Source organism: Actinospineispora spinosispora DSM 44797, from assembly GCF_000429025.1.
In the GTDB taxonomy this organism is placed as follows: Bacteria; Actinomycetota; Actinomycetes; order Mycobacteriales; family Pseudonocardiaceae; genus Pseudonocardia; species Pseudonocardia spinosispora.
Genome location: NZ_AUBB01000032.1, coordinates 30,079 through 47,519, shown reverse-complemented (window position 1 = coordinate 47,519; position 17,441 = coordinate 30,079). Strand labels below are relative to the sequence as shown.

The following is a 17,441-nucleotide window of genomic DNA, read 5'->3' as shown; positions in this document are numbered from 1 at the left end:
GGGAAACATCGTGGAGGTCACTCCGTAGTTCGGAAGGTTGGTGTGGAAGAAACACACAGAACAACGTGGAGTGATCGGAACCAACCGCGGGCACTTGCCGCGCGGTGGAACATCCTCGCCGACCAGGCCGCAAGCCCAGGTCCAGCAGAGTCGATCCGTCCTGTCGTGGGAAAGGTCCCCAGCTACAGGGCATCGACCAGTCGCCGCTAGCCACGGTTCATGTCACGTGGAAGCGCATCCTCGAGTCCTTCACAGGCATCGAGTCGACCGCATCGTGCAGCAGAAGGCTACCTGCCGTCTCGGACGAAGTCCAATTATTCCGCCTGCCAAGTTTTGTTGTGCCCGGCGGACGAGATGGCCCATCGAGTGTCGGACCGGCGGCCGTGTGGCCATGGCCGCCGGAGGGACGCGGCCACGTGGCCACGGAGCCGGCCGTCCGGCCACGTGGCCGGACGGTGGCCACTCACCGGCCGCTGACCAGCCGGGATGGCCGCGGCCATGGCCGTGGCCACGACACGACCGCAGAGATGGCCGGCGCCGTGCCCCTCACCCCCGCAGCGTCTGGCTGATCCGCGCTGCCTGCGTGGTGAGGTGGTGGCGTTCGGCGAGGGTGGTGGCGATGCGGGCGGCGTCGGTGTACAGGCGCGCCGCCGCCGGAAGGTCACCCGCCTTCTCGTGGAGATACGCCGACGCGGCGGTGTGGCGAGGCAGGGTGGGGTCCACCGCGGCCAGCGCGGCCAGGCCCGCTGCCGGGCCGTCGGCCTCCCCGACCGCCACCGCCCGGTTGAGCTCCACGACCGGGCTCCCGGTGAGCCGCAGCAGCTCGTCGTACCAGCCGACGATCTGCACCCAGTCGGTCTCCTCGGCGCGCGGCGCGTCGGCGTGCAGGGCGGCGATCGCGGCCTGCGCCTGGAACTCGCCAAGCCGGTCACGCGCCAGCGCCGCCTGCAGGATCACCACACCCTCCGCGATGAGCGCGGTGTCCCAGCGGGAACGGTCCTGCTCGGCCAATGGCACGAGGCCGCCGTCGGATGTCGTCCGGGCCGATCGTCGGGCGTGGTGCAGCAACATGAGTGCCAGCAGCCCCGCCGTCTCCTCGTCGTCGGTCATCGACGCCAGCTGACGGGTGAGCCGGATCGCCTCGGCCGACAGGTCGACGTCACCGGTGTAGCCCTCGTTGAAGACCAGGTAGAGCACCCGCAGGACCGTCGCCGGGTCGCCCGGCTCGTCGAACCGCACGTTGCGGACCGTGCGTTTGGCCCGGCTGATCCGCTGCGCCATCGTCGCCTCCGGCACGAGATAGGCCTGGGCGATCTGCCGCGTGGTCAGGCCACCGACCGCGCGCAACGTCAGCGCCACCGCCGAGGACGGGGTGAGCGACGGGTGGGCGCACAGGAAGAACAGCCGCAACGTGTCGTCGGTGTTCTCGGCGGGTCCGGGCGCCGGCTCGGCCTCGAGCCGCTGTTCCCGGTCACGACGCGACGCCTCGGACCGGTGCGCGTCGAGGAACTTGCGCCAGGCGACCGTGACCAGCCACCCCAACGGGTCGGTTGGCCTGTTGTCCGGCCAGGTCAGCGCCGCCTGGATGAGTGCCTCCTGCACGGCGTCCTCTGCCGTCGCGAACTCCACCCCGCGACGCACGAGCACACCGATCACCTGGGGAGTGAGCTCCCTCAGCAGCAACTCGTCCATGACCCGACCCGACCTGGCCGGACCGCTCACTCCGAGACCGTCGGCGCGTGACCCATGAACGGGCGCAGCTCGAGCCACTCGTGGATCGGCTCGCCACCGGCCCCGGGAGCCGCCGACAGCTCTCCGGCCAGCTCTAGCGCACGGTCGTAGCTCTCGACGTCGATCACCATCCAGCCCGCGATCAGATCCTTGGTCTCGGCGAACGGCCCGTCGGTGACCGGCGGACGGCCCTCGCCGTCGGACCGGACGAACGTGCCCTCGGGCGAGAGCGCCTGGCTGTCGATGTACTCACCGGTGGTCTCGAGACGGTCGGCGAAGTCCTGCATGTACTGGATGTGAGCCGTGACCTCGTCCGGGGTCCACTGGTCCATCGGGACGTTGTTCACCGCGTCGGGGGCGCCGCGGTAGTGCTTGAGCAGCAGGTACTTCGCCATGATGGGTCTCTCCTCGGGTCCGGTGCGGTCATCCTGGCCGCATCTGCCCCTGGGACGGAGCCGCCGGACCGGTCTCGACATCGTCGGCACATCTTCTTCGAAAACTTTTCCCACGACCACGGGATGCCATCCAACGCCAAGTCCGCACGCGGTTCGAGGTGCTCAGCGACCCTCGGCGCGCAGGTCCCGGCAGGCGTGCAGGTCGGCGGCGGTGGCTCCGGCGATGAACGCCGCGACCGGGTAGAGCACCCGCGCGCCGTGCCGGCGGCCGAGCGCGGCCAGATACAGCGCGGTCGGCGGGTTCGCCAGCGCCCGGGCCAGCAGCCAGGGCCACCGGGGGCGGGCGCCGAGCAGGCCCGCCGAGATCACCAGGTCCACGACACCGATGGCGCGCAGCCCGGCGTCGGCGCCACCGGGGACGCCGAAGAGACGCCCGGACGCGGCAGGGGCGACGGTGAGCGCGGCACCGGCGCCGAGGGTCACCACGCCGACCACCGTCGCCGCGATCTCGGCACGCTCCACTCGACTCGGCATGCGGTCCTCCGCTCTCCGGCAAGGGCGACGACCTGGGCGGATGCCGAGGCCGGCGATTGGCTCGCACCTTACAACCGATCACGAACCGCATGGTCTTCGCGATCGCGAACGGCGGGGCATCGCGGTCGAGCGATGCCCGTTCTCACAATGACAGTCGTCCGCCAGTTGCCAGGAGCGAACCGATGACAGCCCCGTTCGCGCCGAGGTTCGGCCGCCGCCCCTCCGACCCCGACGAACTGGCCCGGCGGCCGCGGCTGGCCCAGTTCCTCCGCACCGGCTACCTGGCCACCGTCCCGGCGATCCGTCGACCGACCGGGGCGGCGACATGCTCACGGTCCTGAAGCACTGGCGACGCACCGGCATCGCGGACCACCGGTCGCCGCCTACTTCGCCCTCGACCAGTTCACCGCCCGCCTACCGTGGACAGTCGTACCGGACTCGCCGAAGACACCTACGTCACCGAGGCGTACGGGGTGTGCTCGCAGGAATGGATCTCGCGCGGGAACCTGACCCCGAACGGGCTGGACCACACGGCGGCGAACGAGGCGTTCGCCCAGTTCACCGAGGGCCTGCCCGGGCGGTTCACGACGTACGACCCGGCCGAGGGGCCGATGAGCTGAGCAGAGGGGGCCCGATCGGTATGACTGTCATCGACCCTCCTGACGGGCCGGGGACGGTCACGAGACCGGACGACCTGCGGGAGTTGGACTGCGCCGCTGTCCTGGTGCACGCATCACACCACCTCAGCCTGCGACTGCTACCCGACTCGGTGGTCCGGAAGCGCCGGACGCTCAGCGGACCAACGGATCGCGGGACGTGGCTGCGGATCGAATGCCGCACCCGGCGGCGGGTGGAGACACAGGGTTGGGGCGGAGTCGAGTCGGCCGCGGCCCTGACCGGTATCGCCAAACCCGACTGGTACCGGGCGCTCTCCTGGCGCGATCGAAGGCATGACGTGTGGTGGCGGGCCGATGAGACCGAGCTGGTCGACGAACCCACGATCTCGGCCTCCGGCCCCGTCGTGACCGACCCCGGCCTTGACCGGCGGTGGTGGGACGCGTTGGGTCGTTCGCTCACCGCGTTGGCGCCACAACAGGCACCAGGATTCGCCAAGCTCGGCGCCGTGACCGCGTCGCCGGACCACATCGCCGAGCTGGCGAACCGGTCGGCACGGCTCCTCGGCGTCGGGGACGTCGATACGTGCGTCACCGAATGGGTGACCGCTCACGCCGACCTGACCTGGGCCAACCTCACGGCCCCACGATGCCGGTTGCTCGACTGGGAGGACTGGGGCCGCGCGCCTCGGGGGTTCGACGCCGCCACCCTGCTGCTGCACACGCTCGCGATCCCGGAGGTGACCGAGCAGGTCCGCCATACGTTCGCGGCCGACCTCGCAACGCACTCCGCGAAGGTGGCGATCCTGGCGCTCTCGGCGGATCCCCTGAGCCATCCCGGCTACGCCGGATCGCTGCTGGAACCGGTCAGCCGACTCGCGCGCCAGGCCGCCGTCGCGTTGAGCCGGTAGCGCCGGGCTCCGGGGTGTCGAAGGTGTCGAAGGTCCGGCGCGGGTCGCTGAGCAGGGAACCTGACCTCCGACCGTCGAAGGTCAGCCGCCGAACTTGCAGCGGACCACGGCGGGGCCCTGCTGGACGGCGTGGGTGCCGGTCGCGCACTTGTCCAGCCGCCAGGTGCCGCCGGCGCAGGTCTGGTACGAGCTGTTGTCGATGAGCTGCTGGCTGCCGTTGGGGCGACAGCCCTGATCGGTGGGCGCCGCGCTCGCGGTACCGACGGTCAGTGCCAGTGACGACAGGACGGTCACGCTGGCGGTGACCGCTACGGCCAGCAGGCCCGTGGTGGGGTTCGACATGTTCGGCGCCTCTCTCGGAGACCAACCTCGTTCTCGGATGTACCCCCATTATGTCACTGAACGCATCAAAACCACCGTTCGGATGACACCCACATGATGTGCTCTAGGCCTCTCGTGGCACAGATGTTTCCCTGAAGCGTGACAGATTGTCACTCTGACGTGGAGGGCTTTCACTAATGGCCAAGTTCTTGACCGGGTGCCTGGCGGTCGTCGCGCTGTCGCTGGCGAGCACCGGCACCGCTGCCGCGGCCGGCTGGTCCGGTGACTCCGACGCCGTGACGTGCATCCGGATGGTCCAGGACGCGCAGAGCGGCGGCAGCACCGACCGGAACTCCCTCGACGACGTCGACGACGCGCTGAGCTCCCCCGCATGCCGGGCGGTCAGCGCCGTTCAGTGAGCCCGGCCCTCGCCCGAGTCGCTCCACAGCAGGTCGATCAGGCGGTCGACGCTCGAGCGCATGTGCTGGAGGGCCTCGGGGATCCGCTCTCGGCCGAAGCGGCTCCGCGGACCGTTCAGGGTCAGGATTGCCACCAGCGTTCCGCTGCCGTCCCGAATCGGTCTCGACAGCGACAGCAGCTCGGGTTCGAGCTCGTTGTCGATGATCGCGAAGCCCTGTTCGCGGACCTGTTCCAGCTCGGCGAGCAGGGCGGTCCGGTCGGTGATGGTGTGCGGGGTGTACGCCTCGAGGTATTCGGGCAGCGTGGCGCGCAGCCGCTCGGCCGGTCGTTCCGCGAGCAGCACCTTGCCGGTGGAGCTGGCGTGCAGCGGATAGCGCTGCCCGATCATGTTGCGGCCGAGGACTCCCAGCACGTGTGAGCCCGCCGCCTCGGCCACCAGGTCGAGCCCGCCCTCGGCGTTCGGCACGGACAGGGTCACCGACTCGTTGAACTCCTCCGCCAGCTCCTGGAGCAGCGGTTGTGCTCGCGCGACCAGGCCCGCGTAGGGGTCGGCGCGCCGGCCCATGCGGGCCAGCTCCCAGCCGAGGACGTAGTTGGTGCCGATCCGGTCGACGAAACCCTCCTGCTGCAGGCTGTACAACAGGCGGAACGCGGTGGGTCTGCTCAGGCCGGCGACTTTCGCCAGTGCGGTGACGGTGGCGCCGGTGCGCGGCTGGGCGGCCAGCTCGCGGAGCAGCCGGACGGCCTTCGTGACCGACCTGTTCGTCAGGTCGGCCGGCTCGTCGCCCATCGGTCCCCCTCGGGTCGTCGCCCGGGCGAGGACCCGGGCGACGGTCACCATACGAGAGGTTCGTTCACCAGGCGGACACCGAGGTGCGGGTGAACCGGCTTCCGGGGTGATCACCACGCAGCCGGACCGTCCCGGGCCCGTAGAGCTTCTCCCGCAGCGTGGGGCCTTCGTACTCGCTCCACACCACGCCGCGCCGCTGCAGCTCCGGGACGACGAGCTCGACGAAGTCGGCGATGTCGCGGTACTTCACCGCGTGCCCGAGGTTGAACCCGTCGATACCGGTCTCGGTCATCCAGTGGATCAGCTCGTCGGCCACCGTCGAGGGTGACCCGACGAGCGTGGGGCCGGTGCCGCCGATGCCGATGAACTCGGCGATGTCGCGGGGCGTCCACTGCTTGTCGGGGTCCATCCTGGAGAACAGGTCGACCATGGTCTGCCCGGCGTTCGTCCGGACGTGCGCGAACGGCACATCGGGGTCGAACTGGGACATGTCCAGGCCGGTCCAGCCGCTGTAGCGGGCCATCGCACCGGCATAGGCGACCAGGCGCCGGTAGGACTCGTACCTGGCGTGGGCGACCTCGTCGGTCGGCGCGCAGACGACCGAGAGCATCTGCAGCACCTTGACGCTGCCCGGGTCGCGTCCGGCCTCGGCGGCGAGACCGCGCACCTTCCGGACCTGACCGGCGAGCGCGGGGATCGACACGGCGTTGGTGAAGATCGCCTCGGCGTGCGCGGCGGCGAGCGCCTGGCCCTTCGACGAACCACCCGCCTGGAACAGCACCGGGGTGCGTTGCGGGGAGGCTTCGCACAGGGCGAGGCCGGGCACGGTGAAGTACCTGCCGCGGTGGCCGATGTCGTGGACGCGCGCGGGGTCGGCGTACCTGTGCCCGTCACGGACCACGGCGTCGTCCTGCCAGGAGCCCTCCCAGAGCTTGTAGCAGACCTCGAGGTGCTCGGCCGCGACGTCGTAGCGCTCGTCGTGCGGGACCTGGTGGCCGTTGCCGAGGTTGCGGGCGGCGCTGTCGGCGTAGGAGGTCACCAGGTTCCAGCCGACCCGTCCCTCGGTGAGATGGTCGAGGGTGCTGAACCGACGGGCCAGCGCGTAGGGGTGCTCGTAGGACGTCGACGCGGTCAGCCCGAACCCGAGGTGTGTCGTGACGCTCGCCATCGCGGACACCACGAGGAACGGGTCGTTCGCCGGCACCTGCGCGCCGTCGGCGAGCGCCGCGGCGACACTGCCCTGGTAGACGTCGTGGTAGCCGACGTTGTCGGCGAAGAAGATGCCATCGAAGCGGCCCCGTTCCAGGAGCTGGGCGTAGTCGGTCCAGTAGCGCAGGCTCGTGTACCGGCCGCCCTGGTCGTCCTGGTGGCGCCACAGTCCGGCGGACAGGTGGGCGGGGCCCTGGAAGTCGAAGGCGAACAGGCGCATGCGGGTCATCGCCGTGCTCCGTTCAGCGAGGCGGTGACCGCACGGGCGGCGTGCAGCGCGCTCTCGACGGCGCCGTCGATGAACCCGGCCCACAGGTTGGCGATGTCGCTGCTGGCGAAGTGCAGGACGCCCTCGGGTTCCTGCTGCGCGGCGAGATGACCGGTGAGTTGCCCGGGTCGTTGCATCATCCAGGTCTGGCGGGAGTACGGGTCGCTCATCCAGTCGTGGCCGGTGACCTCCAGTACCTCCAGGTCGTCGCGCCACACCGCCAGCGCGCGGCGGACGGCGTCGGGGTCGTTCGGGTCCAGCCGGGTCGAGTCGGGGCCGAACGCGACCAGTACCGCGTCGTCGTCGCCGAGGTACTCGGTGCGGACGACCGCGAGCGGGTGCGCGCCGGAGGAGTAGGCGAAGAACGGCTCGATCGGGCCCCGGACCCGGATCCAGGCCTTCACGCCGCGCGACGCGGTCTTCTCCCTGCTCGCGGCGCGCTTGCCGGCGTTGAGCGGCGGGTCGACGTCCAGGTCGCCGAGGATGTTCTGTGGCAGGGTCACCACGACACGTCGCGCCGACACCGACCGGCCGTCCGCCGTGTGCACGACCGCGCCGTCGGCGGTGTGCTCGATGCGGGTGACCTCCGTGGCGGTGCGGATGTCGGCGTCGGCCTCACCGGCGATCGCGGCGACCAGCGCGGCCGTGCCGTCCTCGAGCCGGAAGACCGCCGACGCCTCGTGCATCAGGTGCCAGGAACCGGCGGTGGCGGCGGTCCAGCGCAGCGCGTTGGTGAAGGCACCCTCCTCGAGCGGCGCATTGAAGTGCCCCACCCAGGCGGCCTCGTTCGCCTGGTACTCCTCCTCGGGCAGCCGCAGCTGCGCGAGCTTGTCCGCGACGCTGAACGTGTCGGCCTGCTCCAGGCCGGGCGCGGCGGTCGGCTGGTCCGGGCGCGGAATCCAGGTCATGGTGTCGGCCAGCAGCCGCCGCATCCCGGGGTCGATGAGCGTCATGAAGTCGTCGAGCGTGCCGGTGCGGACCTGGTCGGCGGCCAGCCAGTACGCCTTCGCCGATCGGGGACCCCTGGTCACACCGAGGCCGTAGCGGGAGATCTCCGCCCAGGCGTGCGGCTGTACCCAGTGGACCCAGGTGCCGCCCAGCTCCAGGTCGCGGCCCAGCCGATGCTCGGTCCACACCCGGCCGCCGAGCCGCTCGCGGGCCTCCAGGACCACCACCGCCAGGCCCGCCCGGGACAGCTCCCGGGCGGCGACCAGGCCCGCGATCCCGGCTCCTACGACGACGACGTCGGTCCTGTTCGTGTCCACGGTCGACCCCCTCATCCGGTGAACGTTCACATACTGAACGATGCGTTTATTTCTATCGCGATGATGCGGGCACACGCGGGCGTCGTCAAGGAAACCGTGCAGTATTCGAAGTTTTCGTTCGGATAGTGAACGTTTAGGCGGACAGCAGAGTGAGTGCCGCTTGCGCGACGAGAGCCTCGGCGGACGCCGGGATGTCGGTACCGGCACGCAGGTGGCGACCGACCAGGCCGTAAGGGACGTCGACGACGGCCAGCGCGACCCGTTCCAGGTCGTCCGGGCACCCCAGGCGCGTCGCCAGCGCGGTGAGGGCGTCGCGCAGACGCTGGTTGTCGGCTGTGAGCCGGTCGACCTCGGACGCCGGCCAGTCGCGCTCCCCGAAGTCCGTCGGCCCGTACAGCAGCAGCCGTGCCTCACGAGGATGGGCTCGGCTCCAGGCGACCACATGGCGCGCGGCCGCCCCGACGGCGTCCTCGGCCACGTTCGCGCACATCGCGGCGAGGAAGCCGTCCTGGAAACGCTCGACCGTGCGCAGCCAGACCGCCGCCAGCAGCGCGGCCGCGCTGGGATAGCGGTGATAGACCGAGCCGCTGGGCGCCCCCGCCGCGCGCGCGACAGCGGCGACGGTCACTCCGGCCGGACCGGACTCGGCGGCCAGGTCGAGGGCCGCGTCGAGCAGCCGGTCACGGTCGTGCCGTGGCGGTCGCCCCATGCGCCGACCCTATCCTGCTACAGTTTTAGCGATGCCTCTCTAAAAAGGAGCTCGCGTGAGTTCAGCGTCGAACCTCCCGCCGGGCCAGGCCCCGGCCGAGCACCGCCCGTTCGGGCTGCCGGACTTCGGGCCGGTCGTACCGAGACCGCATCCCGCCCCGGTCGTGACGGTCACCGGCGCCGTCCGGCTGCCCACGCAGATTCCCGTCGCCGAGCTGTCCGGGCTCGGCCGCACCGAGCACGTCGCCGACCTGCACTGCGTCACCACCTGGAGCGCGCTCGGGCTGTGCTGGCGCGGGGTGCCGTTCGCCGAGGTCCACGAGTACCTGGCCGGTCGTGTGCTCGTGCACCCGGGCGCGCGGTGGGTGAGCGTCACCGGGCTCGACGGCTACCGCGCGACGCTACGTCTCGACGACGCGCTCGATCCCGGTGTGCTGCTGGTCGACACGCTGCACGGCACACCGCTCACCGTCGACCAGGGCGCGCCGCTGCGGCTGGTCGCCCCGGCCCACTACGGCTACAAGAACGTCAAGCACGTGTGCCAGATCGAGTACCGCACGAGCTACGACGCCGGCTCCGCCGGTTGGAAAGGTCATCCGCGCGGCCGCACCGCCCGGGAGGAACGCAGCCGCTACCTGCCGGGGCGCGTGTGGCGCACCCTGTGGCGCACCGTGCTACCCACCGCGCGAGCGACCTACGACGCCGGACGCGCCCGCACCCTCGACCACGAGGTCACTGACCCCCACCGAAGGGCTTCAAGATCACCACCGCCTGAGGGCTGATTTCGAGCCCGGATACAGCCCTCAGACGGTGGTGATCATGGTGCGAGGTGTGTGGTGAGCCAGGACATCGCCAGGGCGCGCCACTCCGTGTAGTGGCCCATGGCGCAGTGGTCGTCGTCGGGATAGAGGACCAGCTCGCCCCGGGGGGCCGCATCCGCCAGGTCGATCGAATCCTGGGTGCTGACCAGAGTGTCGTTGTCCCCGTTGATGACCAGCAGCGGAACCGTGATGTGCGAGTACCGGCCGCGTAGCGACAGCGCCTTGAGCTTGCGGCCGAGGCCGAGGTCGTGGCGCGCACCGGTCGTCTTGGCCAGCGTCCACAGCATGATCTCCGGCATGCCCACGGTCGCGGAGGCCTGGAAGCTGTGATGCAGCAGGGCGCCGTTGGACACGACGGCCCGGAGCCTGCGATCGACCGCCGCCATCCGGGTCGACCAGTAGGCCCCGAAGCTGACACCCAGCATGCCGATCCGGTCCGCCGCCACGCGCGGGTGCGCCTCGAGATGGTCGATCACGGCTCGGTAGACGTTCTCGCTCTCGCCGGAGAGCGGTCGCGTGTACGAGTAGGTGCCGGGCATCTCCATCACGACCAGGCCCAGCCCCGAGGGGCGATGAGCCAGCGAGGGCAGCAGCACCTCCTGGACCGTGCCCTCCAGACCATTGCTGACCAGGACCGTCGGCACCCGCGCCGTTCCTTCGGGGAAGACCGCGTAGGCGTGCACGGTGTCACCGCCGTCGACCGGGATGGCCAGCTTCTCGACCGCGACCCCCTGCGCGAGCGCGAACAGGAGAACCTCGAACAGCCGGCGGGAGCGGGTGTAGGCCCGCAGCCGCGCCGGGCTCCATCCCGGCCAGGACGCCGCGAACAGGTACGTGATCGCCTTGACCAGGTTGTCGACGGCGGTGGCCGCGTCACGCTCGACCGTCGATCCCGCGAGGTGGCGGGCGAGGACGGCGGGAGAACGGTCGGCGAACACCTCGGCGGCCGGAGCCAGTGCCGCCGAGAGTTCACCCGGGGCCCCGTGGAACAGCTGCTCGACGCTGGGCCCGCCGAGCCGCGACAGGGCCTCGTCGGCCGCGGCGAGGTGGGTCTCGGCGATCGACGTCCAGTGCCCCGCCCAGTCCTCGTCGCGGAACGACCGGCAGCCGTCGAGCTGATCCGTGAAGACGGCCGGGTCGATGCCACCGAGGACAGCGAACCGGTCGACGAACAGCCGGGGCAGGAAGAACCTGGCGCCGAGCCGGTGCGTGGCCAGCTCGGTGGTGCGGGTGAGCGCGCACGCGGTGATGAAGAGGGCTGTCGCACGGCTCATCGATCGTTCTCCGTCCACGAAGGTCTTGCCGGACCTCCGGGACGATAGGCGCGCTCCTCTTCTAAAAGCAAGCTGACTTGCGTTAATATCGAAGGTATGGAACCTTCCGTCCCACGCCGCCGGACCGGTGGCCGCTCCGCGCGGGTGCGTGAGTCGGTGCTGACGGCAACACTCGACCTGCTCTCCCAGGACGCGGCCGCGTTCAGCGTCGCGGCGGTCGCCGCGCGCGCCGGTGTCCACGAGACGTCGATCTACCGCAGATGGGGCACCCGGGAGCGACTGGCGCTCGATGCGCTGCTCGACTTCAGCGCCGAGCACATCCCGATTCCCGACACCGGGGCCGTGCACGGTGACCTGGTGGCCTTCGGCCGCGCGCTGGGCCATTACCTGTCACTGCCGTTGGGCGCGGCGCTGACCCGGATCATGGCCACGCTCGACACGGAGACCGCCGCGGCCTTCAGCGCAAGCCGGGAGGACTTCTGGACGCGGCGATTCGACGCCGCGAGCGCCATGATCACCCGGGCGGTCGCCCGGGGTGAGCTCCCACCGGAGACGAACACCCTCCTGCTCCTGGAGACCTTCATCGCCCCCTTCCACTTCCGCGCGCTGCACGGCCCCACCCCCCTCTCCCCCGCCGAGATCAACAACCTGGCGACCCTGGTCCTCAACGGTGCCCGCAGCCGGTGAACGGGCAGCTCGCACAGACCGAGTGCACCCCGCACAGAGGCCGGGGCCTCTGTGCGGAGTAGACAACCTCTGTGCGAGCGTCGGTTGAACCTGGAGGATGCGTGTGAAGGTCACTGAGGTCGCGGCGAACGTCCACCTGGCCACCGGGACCAACGTGAACTGGGGGCTGGTCACCGACGGAACATCGGTGACCCTCGTCGACGCCGGGTATCCCAACGACACGCGTGCCCTGCTGGCCTCGCTGGCCGCGATCGGGCGTCGCCCGGAAGACGTCGTCGCGATCGTGCTGACCCATGCCCATCTCGACCACATGGGCGGCATCCCCATGATGACCAGCCGGTACGGCACGCCGGTGGTCACCGGAGAGGAGGAGGTGCGGCATGCGCGCCGCGACTACCTCCAGCAGATGACACCCGCCGAGATGCTCGGCCAGTGCCGTCACCTGCGCGGCGTCACATGGGTCGGCCAGACGCTCAAGGCCGTCCTGCCGCACCTGAAGATGGCGTTGACCGACGTCCGGGCCGTGCCGTTCGACGTCGCGCTGGACGTTCCAGGCGGTCTCGTCCCGGTGTCCACCCCGGGCCACACCAACGGGCACACCGCGTACCTACTGCCCTCGGCCGGTGTGCTGTTCTCCGGCGACGCCCTGGTCACCGGGCATCCGCTGTCGACCCTGCCACCCGGCCCGCAGCTGCTCCCGTCCGTCTTCAACCACGACGAGCCACGGATGATCACCGGCCTGAGGGAGCTGGGTGCGCTCCCCGCCGACATCCTGGTTCCCGGGCACGGCGACGTGGCACGCGGCGCCCTCAGCGACCTGGTCGCGCGGGTCCGGACCCTCGCCTAGGACATCGGTCCGGCTATCACGATCGACTCGGACCTCGGCGATCGCCCTTCACGGTGTTCGACGCCCGGCTCCACTGGTCGGGCTGGGCAGACGACGCCGACCCGGCCGCGGGGCCGGGTCGGCGTTCGTGGTGCTGCTCGGCTGTTACTTCGCGTTGGGGTTACACGAGCCGTACCCCTTGTCGTAACCGGGCGGGTAACCGGCCTTCCAGCCTTCGATGTAGTCACCGCTCTCATTCGCGACGGCCGGCTGGGGCGATCGCTTACAGTCGTGACGGGCGTCCTCGGTGCCCTGCTTCAAACCGGCCTGATACCCGACATCGAAGCCATGCTTCCATTCCGCTTCACCCATCAGGAACGCCGACTGCACGCGATCCGCGGACGCCACAGCGACGGGGCCGAGCGGGGCGGATGCGGCGAGAGCGGAAGGCGCGGTAGCGACCATTCCCGCCGCCAGCCAGCTGAGCACAACCGCGGACAGTGCAACGGTGCGACCTCGGTTCATGGTGTTTCCCCTCTTCGTGGCGCTGGGTTTCAGCGCCCGTGCCCACTCAGACGGGACCCGCCCGGGAATGGTTGTGCTCGCGGCCTGAAGCCGAAACTGCCAGCCACACGCCGGCAGCAGCGGCGCTGTCCAGGTCATGCCCTTGCCCGGGCTCACGGGCTCGCTCGCCGTCGCACACGCGGAGTCCCACGTCAGCGGCACTCACCATGAACCGCGTCGAGAGCGCCACCGGGCCCGGGACCGTGTACCCGAGGGACAGCAAGCTCGGGGACGCGTGCCCCGTTCTGGCCTTCAGCCCGACCGAGTGGGCCGCATTCCTCAGCAGGACCAAGTCCGGGCCCGGCCGCTGACCTCGCTGATATACGAACCGAGTAACGACTGACTCCGCCTCGACGCTGTCCCATCATGACGCTGCTCTCGAGGCGACCCGCGGCGTTGGCCGCGGGAATCGCGTCACTGATGATGGGCGCGGCCAGCTGGTGGGCGATGTCGGCGCACCCCGGCCCGCAAGGCGAGGTCCGGTTCGGGCAGTACGGGTTGACCGTCAAGTACGGCCCGACGCTGCTGCTCGCACTGGCCTACCTGCTGATCGCGGCCGGGATGCTGCTGAGTCTGCGGACCCGGCGGCCACGCACCGCACCCGCGTGGGCGGTGTGGGTATTCGCGCTGGTCACCGTGGTGCTGAGCAGCCAGCTCCCGGCGCTGTGGATCGCCCAGCGGTTGGAGGTACTCACCGGGCTGACCGACCAGGACGGTCCGATGTGGCAGGCGTGGCCGATCGTCTGCCTGGTACTGGCCGCGCTGCTCAGCCAGATCGTCGGCCAGGAGGACGACCGGCCCGCGTTGACCGTCGCCGGCTTGATCTGCGCGTTCGTGCTGTCGTTGAGACTGGCCGCCTCTCTCGTCGGGGATGGGCTTCTCCGGGCCCTGCCCTGGGTGGTGGGTCTGCTGCTGGTCGGGTACGCGGTGTTCGCGCCGGCCGGTCGGGGCCGGGCCGGACCGGGTGGTGGCGCGGTGCCTCGGTCGTGGACCGTGGTCGGCGCGGCGTTGCTCGCCGGTGCCGGGTCGATGATCGTGGCGCAGCTGATCCGCTGGCACGCCTGCCTCGGCTGGCGGTGGGGCTCCGACCGGACCTGCGGCACCAGCCAGGACCACCGGTACGACTACGTGTTCCCCGACTCACCCCCGGCGTTGCCGGGCGCCGCCGCGCTGCACGGGATCGGGCTGTTGCTCGTCGCCGCGGCTCTCGTCTCGGCTCTGGTGATCGTGGCCCGGCACCCACCGGCGTCGCCGTGGGGACGGGTCCTTCTCGTGGGGACGGGCGTTCTGTGGGCGCTCGCGGTCGTCGTCGTGGCGATGCCCGGGGTCGCCGGGATCGCTCCGTCGTGGAAGGTCACCGACGGAATGTCCGCGCTGACCGGCTCCGGGCTGGATCCGCTGCTGTTCATGGTGCTGGCCGGTCTGGTGGCGGTCAGCGGGCTGGAGCACTCGCGGCGGCTGCCGCTGGTCAGGCTGTTCGCCGGGCTGGCGCTGAGCACCTTCTTCGTGGAGTTCTCGTTCTGGTCGGGCGTCTACGCCTCCTACGACACTCCACCGTTCAGTGGTCTGCTGCGCGCGCTGGTCGTGCTGGCCGTCGGGACGCAACTGATCCGAATGGCAAGGCCCTCGGTCGCGCGGAATCCAGCGACTCGCGCCGACGAATTCCGCGACTCGCGCTGACGGAATCCCCGACTCGCGGGGGCGGGGTGGTCAGCGCAGATGGTCCCACCACCAGGACAGGCGGGGGATCGGGAGCGGGGCCGGGTTCGGGTCCGACGGGGTGTTCGTCCAGGCCGGAGTGCCCTCGGGCGGGGTCAGGTCCGTCGCCGTCTCCGTGTCGCTGTGGTAGCGGGGCACCCGGAGGCTCCAATCCAGGTTGCCTCTGATCGTGTGGCCGAGACAGCGCACGTACTCGCGCAGCTCGTGACTCGAACCGGCGGGGAGACGCTCGCTCAGGCGCAGGAACACCATCATCAGCCGGTCGCGGATCGCGGTCGACCTCACCAGCGCCTCAGCGGGTGAGCAGCGCTGTTCGTGGGCGATGACGCTGGGCAGGTTCTGGGCGAACTGGCCCGTCCTCGCCTCCCGGTGGGCCGAGACGTGGTCGTTGTCCAGCGCCGCGACCATCCTGGCGGACTCGGTCAACGCGACGACCATGGCCGAGTCCATCTCGGCCGACGGGACCTCCGCTCCGCTGGCCATCTCGATCATCGCGGTGGTCGGTTCGCCGCCGCACGAGTTCAAGCGCATGACCAGGTAGTCGTGCACGGAGGGCAGCACTCCCGCCTCCCGGTTGGCCGCCTCCCAGGCGACCGCGAACAGCCAGCCACGGTGGGCGTGCGCCCAGCGGCGCAGCTGGGTCGGGGTGGCGAACTCGGCGAAGTCCGAGGCGATGTCCGCGAGCGCGGCCAGGTACACGTCACCTCGGGTGGTCCGCCGGTCCCTCGACTCGAGGACGTCCAGCACGCGCGAGGCGGTGTCCACCGATCTGCTCGTGCCACCCCTGACGGACGCGCCGTCGCCGTGGACGTCGTCGTGGGCGAATCCCCAGTAGCACCAGTTCACCGCCGGTTGCACCCTGTCCACGACAGCGCGCGGGGTGATGCGCGCGTAGAACTCGGCGCTGTTGGTCCCGATCAGCCGTTCCCTGGCGCTGTGGCCCGTGCCCAGGTCGAACTTCGACAGCCAGAGCAGCGAACGGCGTTCCAGCAGGTCGGCCTCGGGATGGATCGCCGGGTCGAGAGGACAGAAGATCGCGTTCATCGCGGGACCGCGATCAGCCGCAGCGCGTGGGGTCGCAGAGTCGCCCTGACCCTCGGCCGGACCGAGGGGCCCGGGGCGGGCCGCAGGGTCCAGCGGGACACGATGGTCGACACCGCGATGGCGGCCTCGGTGCGGGCGAACCCGTCGCCGATGCACTTGTGCACGCCGGCACCGAACGGGATGCACGCCGATCGCGGCACGTCGCGGGCCCGCTCGGGTAGCCAGCGGTCCGGGTCGAAGCGCAGCGGGTCGGGGAACCGCGCCGGGTCGCGGTGCAGCGCGGTCGGGCTGTAGACGACCTGGGCACCGGCCGGGACGAGCACCTCACCGAACCGCACCGGCGCGGTGACGCGACGCATCAGGAACCAGACAGGCGCGTGGAGCCTGGTGACCTCGGTGAACAGCTGGTTGAGGAACCGCAGCCCGACCAGCTCGGCCGTCGTCGGCCGGCCGTTCGCGTGGGCGGCGTCCACCTCCGCGCGCAGGCGGGCCTCCAGGTCGGGCCGCTGGGTGAGCTCGTGGAACAGCCAGCTCATCGAACTGGCCGTGGTCTCGGTGCCGGCCATCAGGATCGTGATGACCTCGTCGCGCACCTGATCGTCGTCCATCGCGGGGTCGCCCCGCTCGTCGCGGGCGCCCACCAGCGCGGAGAGCAGGTCGCCGTGATCGACGCCGGCCGCGCGGTGTGCGACGACCGCGTCCTTCACGACGCGCCGCAACCGCGTGCGGGCCGAGGCGAACCGCCGGTTGCCGGGGGTCGGGACCTTCTCCCACGCATCCGGGAGGAGCGACCTGGCCAGGACCCCGTCGACCACGATGGGCAGGGCGTGCTGAACCTCCGCGACGACGTCCGCGCCGACGGTCGAGCGGAAGATCGACTTCGTCAGCACGGCCAGCGCGAGGTCCGTGATCTCCTGGTGGAACGCCAACGTCCGACCCGGTTGCCACTGCCCCACCAGTGACTCGACCTGCTCGCGCATCACCTCGGCGTAGGCGGTGATGCGGTCGCGATGGAACGCGGGCTGGATGATCCGGCGCTGCCGCAGGTGCAGCGCTCCGTCCGAGGTCGCCAGACCCTGGCCGACGAACGCTCTGGCCTTCTCGAAGATGCGTCCCCGGTCGAACCGGTCCGCGTCCGTCACCTGCACCTGGCGGACCAGCTCCGGGCAGTTCAGCAGGTAGAGCGAGCCTCGGCCGACCGCCAGCCGGACGATGTCGCCCCGGCTCGTCGCGTCGCTCAACAGCGCCAGCGGGTCGCGGAGCAACGCCGGAAGGTGGCCGAGCAGGGGCACTCGATGGGGAGCAACGGGCACCATGCGCCAGTACCGCCTCTGAACAGG

The 17,441-nt window shown here is 70.8% G+C and carries 21 protein-coding genes; 9 read left to right on the top strand and 12 right to left on the bottom strand.

The genetic code is table 11. The annotated features are described in order from the left end of the window. Positions 1 to 546 precede the first annotated feature (546 nt). The 3 genes from G406_RS0116035 to G406_RS0116025 all read right to left on the bottom strand — a co-directional run bounded on the left by G406_RS0116035 (position 547) and on the right by G406_RS0116025 (position 2,660). Positions 547 to 1,692 (bottom strand): RNA polymerase sigma factor, encoded by a 1,146-nt coding sequence (locus tag G406_RS0116035; RefSeq protein WP_028934626.1) that lies wholly within the window; start codon positions 1,690 to 1,692, stop codon positions 547 to 549. Between the two features lie 26 nt (positions 1,693 to 1,718). After that, positions 1,719 to 2,126 (bottom strand): YciI family protein, encoded by a 408-nt coding sequence (locus tag G406_RS0116030; protein ID WP_028934625.1) that lies wholly within the window; start codon positions 2,124 to 2,126, stop codon positions 1,719 to 1,721. A gap of 162 nt (positions 2,127 to 2,288) precedes the next feature. Continuing rightward, the gene (locus G406_RS0116025) at positions 2,289 to 2,660 is read right to left on the bottom strand and encodes a hypothetical protein (RefSeq protein ID WP_156934927.1); all 372 of its coding nucleotides are present in this window, start codon (positions 2,658 to 2,660) and stop codon (positions 2,289 to 2,291) included. A 182-nt stretch (positions 2,661 to 2,842) separates the two neighbouring features. Here G406_RS0116025 and G406_RS56895 point away from each other — a divergent pair, with 182 nt between their 5' ends. The 3 genes from G406_RS56895 (at position 2,843) to G406_RS47310 (ending at position 4,185) form a co-directional block, all read left to right on the top strand. Further along, positions 2,843 to 3,001: a hypothetical protein gene (locus tag G406_RS56895; protein ID WP_156934926.1), complete on the top strand. Its 159-nt coding sequence runs from the start codon at positions 2,843 to 2,845 to the stop codon at positions 2,999 to 3,001. A gap of 78 nt (positions 3,002 to 3,079) precedes the next feature. After that, positions 3,080 to 3,280 (top strand): hypothetical protein, encoded by a 201-nt coding sequence (locus tag G406_RS0116015; protein WP_028934623.1) that lies wholly within the window; start codon positions 3,080 to 3,082, stop codon positions 3,278 to 3,280. Between the two features lie 20 nt (positions 3,281 to 3,300). Continuing rightward, positions 3,301 to 4,185, top strand: coding sequence for a hypothetical protein (locus tag G406_RS47310; RefSeq protein WP_051342182.1), 885 nt, complete (start codon positions 3,301 to 3,303; stop codon positions 4,183 to 4,185). Between the two features lie 81 nt (positions 4,186 to 4,266). On the opposite strand, the gene G406_RS0116005 is transcribed toward G406_RS47310, so the two are convergent. Continuing rightward, the gene (locus G406_RS0116005; protein WP_028934622.1) at positions 4,267 to 4,527 is read right to left on the bottom strand and encodes a hypothetical protein; all 261 of its coding nucleotides are present in this window, start codon (positions 4,525 to 4,527) and stop codon (positions 4,267 to 4,269) included. 176 nt (positions 4,528 to 4,703) lie between these two features. Here G406_RS0116005 and G406_RS0116000 point away from each other — a divergent pair, with 176 nt between their 5' ends. Further along, positions 4,704 to 4,925 (top strand): hypothetical protein, encoded by a 222-nt coding sequence (locus tag G406_RS0116000; protein WP_028934621.1) that lies wholly within the window; start codon positions 4,704 to 4,706, stop codon positions 4,923 to 4,925. Here G406_RS0116000 and G406_RS0115995 read toward each other — a convergent pair. The 4 genes from G406_RS0115995 to G406_RS0115980 form a co-directional block, all read right to left on the bottom strand. Then, entirely contained in the window at positions 4,919 to 5,764 is an 846-nt protein-coding gene (locus G406_RS0115995; RefSeq protein WP_245607128.1) for an IclR family transcriptional regulator, read from the bottom strand. The two genes, G406_RS0116000 and G406_RS0115995, sit on opposite strands and share 7 nt — an antisense overlap. A 16-nt stretch (positions 5,765 to 5,780) precedes the next feature. Continuing rightward, positions 5,781 to 7,154 (bottom strand): LLM class flavin-dependent oxidoreductase, encoded by a 1,374-nt coding sequence (locus G406_RS0115990; protein ID WP_028934619.1) that lies wholly within the window; start codon positions 7,152 to 7,154, stop codon positions 5,781 to 5,783. Next, on the bottom strand, positions 7,151 to 8,458 hold the full coding sequence (locus G406_RS0115985; protein ID WP_028934618.1) for a flavin monoamine oxidase family protein: 1,308 nt from the start codon (positions 8,456 to 8,458) through the stop codon (positions 7,151 to 7,153). The genes G406_RS0115990 and G406_RS0115985 overlap by 4 nt, the downstream gene beginning before the upstream one ends. Before the next feature lie 133 nt (positions 8,459 to 8,591). Then, positions 8,592 to 9,167 carry a TetR family transcriptional regulator gene (locus G406_RS0115980; RefSeq protein ID WP_028934617.1) on the bottom strand — a complete coding sequence of 192 codons (576 nt, stop codon included), beginning with the start codon at positions 9,165 to 9,167 and terminating at the stop codon, positions 8,592 to 8,594. Between the two features lie 55 nt (positions 9,168 to 9,222). Here G406_RS0115980 and G406_RS47305 point away from each other — a divergent pair, with 55 nt between their 5' ends. Then, the gene (locus tag G406_RS47305) at positions 9,223 to 9,948 is read left to right on the top strand and encodes a molybdopterin-dependent oxidoreductase (protein WP_064742940.1); all 726 of its coding nucleotides are present in this window, start codon (positions 9,223 to 9,225) and stop codon (positions 9,946 to 9,948) included. A gap of 35 nt (positions 9,949 to 9,983) precedes the next feature. Here G406_RS47305 and G406_RS0115970 read toward each other — a convergent pair whose 3' ends face one another. Continuing rightward, positions 9,984 to 11,261: an alpha/beta hydrolase family protein gene (locus G406_RS0115970; protein ID WP_028934616.1), complete on the bottom strand. Its 1,278-nt coding sequence runs from the start codon at positions 11,259 to 11,261 to the stop codon at positions 9,984 to 9,986. A gap of 96 nt (positions 11,262 to 11,357) precedes the next feature. Between G406_RS0115970 and G406_RS47300 the strand changes: the two genes are divergently transcribed. Beyond that, complete coding sequence (locus G406_RS47300; RefSeq protein WP_051342181.1) at positions 11,358 to 11,948, top strand: TetR-like C-terminal domain-containing protein; 591 nt, start codon at positions 11,358 to 11,360, stop codon at positions 11,946 to 11,948. 103 nt (positions 11,949 to 12,051) lie between these two features. Next, a complete protein-coding gene (locus G406_RS0115960) occupies positions 12,052 to 12,795 on the top strand; it encodes an MBL fold metallo-hydrolase (protein WP_051342188.1) in 744 nt (247 codons plus the stop codon). Between the two features lie 144 nt (positions 12,796 to 12,939). Here G406_RS0115960 and G406_RS0115955 read toward each other — a convergent pair whose 3' ends face one another. Further along, a complete protein-coding gene (locus G406_RS0115955; RefSeq protein WP_156934925.1) occupies positions 12,940 to 13,455 on the bottom strand; it encodes a hypothetical protein in 516 nt (171 codons plus the stop codon). Between G406_RS0115955 and G406_RS59375 the strand changes: the two genes are divergently transcribed. Together G406_RS59375 and G406_RS0115945 are read left to right on the top strand one after the other, a co-directional pair. Beyond that, the gene (locus G406_RS59375; RefSeq protein WP_281172446.1) at positions 13,338 to 13,649 is read left to right on the top strand and encodes a DUF397 domain-containing protein; all 312 of its coding nucleotides are present in this window, start codon (positions 13,338 to 13,340) and stop codon (positions 13,647 to 13,649) included. The two genes, G406_RS0115955 and G406_RS59375, sit on opposite strands and share 118 nt — an antisense overlap. Before the next feature lie 55 nt (positions 13,650 to 13,704). After that, entirely contained in the window at positions 13,705 to 15,018 is a 1,314-nt protein-coding gene (locus tag G406_RS0115945; protein ID WP_028934613.1) for a hypothetical protein, read from the top strand. A 30-nt stretch (positions 15,019 to 15,048) separates the two neighbouring features. Here G406_RS0115945 and G406_RS0115940 read toward each other — a convergent pair whose 3' ends face one another. Both G406_RS0115940 and G406_RS0115935 read right to left on the bottom strand, forming a co-directional pair. Next, on the bottom strand, positions 15,049 to 16,101 hold the full coding sequence (locus G406_RS0115940) for a terpene synthase family protein (protein WP_028934612.1): 1,053 nt from the start codon (positions 16,099 to 16,101) through the stop codon (positions 15,049 to 15,051). Beyond that, positions 16,098 to 17,414, bottom strand: coding sequence for a cytochrome P450 (locus tag G406_RS0115935; protein WP_169736710.1), 1,317 nt, complete (start codon positions 17,412 to 17,414; stop codon positions 16,098 to 16,100). Before G406_RS0115935 ends, G406_RS0115940 begins: the two co-directional genes overlap by 4 nt. Positions 17,415 to 17,441 lie beyond the last annotated feature (27 nt).